Here is a 1984-nt window from a genome sequence, read left to right on the forward strand (position 1 = left end):
CAAGAATAGGTCTTCATGACCTTTTTGTGCAAATTGGTCTGCTTTATCAGGTGTTGCACTTCGATTTTAAACCAGGGGACCAAAAATTTACATTTGTTCACTTATGATAGTATCAATTCTGACCCTGTTGATCATATCGTTCCACACATCAACCAATATTTGTTGAATATGCCGGCAGTGATTATTGAACCTAGTCGTACACAGATCTCAGGCTTTCCAGAGATGACAAAAGGTAGTTCACCCACAGATGATGGAAATTTCATCGTCAACAGCGAAGAAGAAAAGCTCATTACCGAAGCAAATCCAGAAGTCCAGAAATACATCTTTGACTACTATGGAGCTAAGGACTTTTTGCACAGTACACCTCGTAGGATCCTTTACTTAAAAAATGCGCCTATTGCTGTACTTCAGGTTCCCTTAATTAAAAGCCGACTTGCCCGTATCAAAGATTTTAGAGCTAAAAGCTCAAAGAGAACCACCGTTGCGCTTGCTTCTTTTCCTACAGAGTTTGATGAAGATCGTGTAAACTTAGGACCTTTGATGGCTATACCTCGTGTATCGTCTATTCAGCGAGAATATGTTCCCATGGGCTACTTCGAAAGAAACGTAATCATGGCCGACGCTACGTTTCAATTAGCCAATGCAAGCTATTCTTTATTTGCTCTTCTAGAATCTAAGATGCACACCGCCTGGCTTCGAACGGTCGGCGGCAAGCTTAAGAGCGATTTTCGTTACTCCAACACTCTGGTGTACAACACTTTTTGTTTTCCAAAGTTAACTGAGACGCAAACTTCATTTTTAGAGAGTTACGCGGAGCTTATCCTTGAGGCAAGAAGCGCATATCTCAAGAAGGATTGGTCTCTTGCAGAACTATATGACGCCGTTTATATGCCCAAAGAGTTGCGTAAAGCCCACCAAAGAAACGACGCATTCGTTGACTCTTTGTACGGACTAGATAATCCCACCCATGATCAACGCGTCTCACGATTAACGGAGCTCTATAGAGCACGCCAGAAAATGTGATGACACTGTTTCTTAATTCAATGCTAACGTTGATCTTAAACAGATAGGACTGCAAGCGATGTTAAATAATCAAGTGCTAAATGAGTCAGAAATAGAAGACGCATATGTTTTAATTCATGGAATGTTTGCAACTCAGCTTCCCCCGTTACTTGATGAGATTATGTCCAAGGAATCCCTGACAAAATTAATTGAGAAAACTGCTACTTCCCCTAATTTACCCCTCTACCAAGCAGATCAACAATCAGGATTAATTATGCGCCTTGACAAAAGCATACATTCTCCAAAAAATATTTTTGGGAATAACTGGGCAGCTGAGTCTATAAAATTTTTCACTTTGAAGGTGGATGACTCCTGGCGGCCAATGGCTATTCCTAATATTAAACATGCGTTCATGTTCGCCTATAACAGCCTAATCGTTGCAGAAACGTCACTTAATCAGCTTTATTCGAGAAAAGATCGGCTTAATGGCCGGACTAGTCACTCAGAATCTCCAATAATCGGTCGTGATGGTATCTTTTCTGCAATGTTATACGATCCGTTGGATGCTGACTTCAACCCGGATCAGGACGAGCCTATTGGATATATTGGATATGACCAGGCCAACAAATTTTTCAAAGAAAGCAAACTCCACAAATATCGAATCGAATCAAGTTATCCGTATGTTCTTCAAATTGATTTAAGTAAATACTTTGAAAATATTTACACACATTTGTTAGCTCAGATTAATGTTGAAAGCTTCCAGTTAAACCGAAGTGATAAGTCGGGTCAAACTCTACAGGAGTATCTTAAGTGGTTGGATGAGTTTAATCAGAAAGTTAACGACAATCATACTAAAGGAATAATTCAAGGCCCAATTTCCTCTAAGATCTCAGCTGAAATTTTTCCCTCAATTTTCAAGTCAAGTGCAACGATGATAACGAATTCTTGATAGTGGTCTAGGCTGTTACGCCATGCATCGGTA

The 1984-nt window shown here is 40.0% G+C and carries 2 protein-coding genes; both read left to right on the forward strand.

Annotation, left to right across the window (positions count from 1 at the left end; genetic code table 11):
- Positions 1–168 precede the first annotated feature (168 nt).
- Positions 169–1023, forward strand: a complete 855-nt coding sequence (locus tag EKM86_RS12205; protein ID WP_164506280.1) for a type IIL restriction-modification enzyme MmeI — start codon at positions 169–171, stop codon at positions 1021–1023.
- A gap of 58 nt (positions 1024–1081) precedes the next feature.
- Positions 1082–1951, forward strand: coding sequence for an RNA-dependent RNA polymerase family protein (locus EKM86_RS12455; protein ID WP_164506281.1), 870 nt, complete (start codon positions 1082–1084; stop codon positions 1949–1951).
- Positions 1952–1984 lie beyond the last annotated feature (33 nt).

The sequence above is a fragment of the Lacticaseibacillus hegangensis genome (assembly GCF_003946465.1).
GTDB classification, from domain to species: Bacteria; Bacillota; Bacilli; order Lactobacillales; family Lactobacillaceae; genus Lacticaseibacillus; species Lacticaseibacillus hegangensis.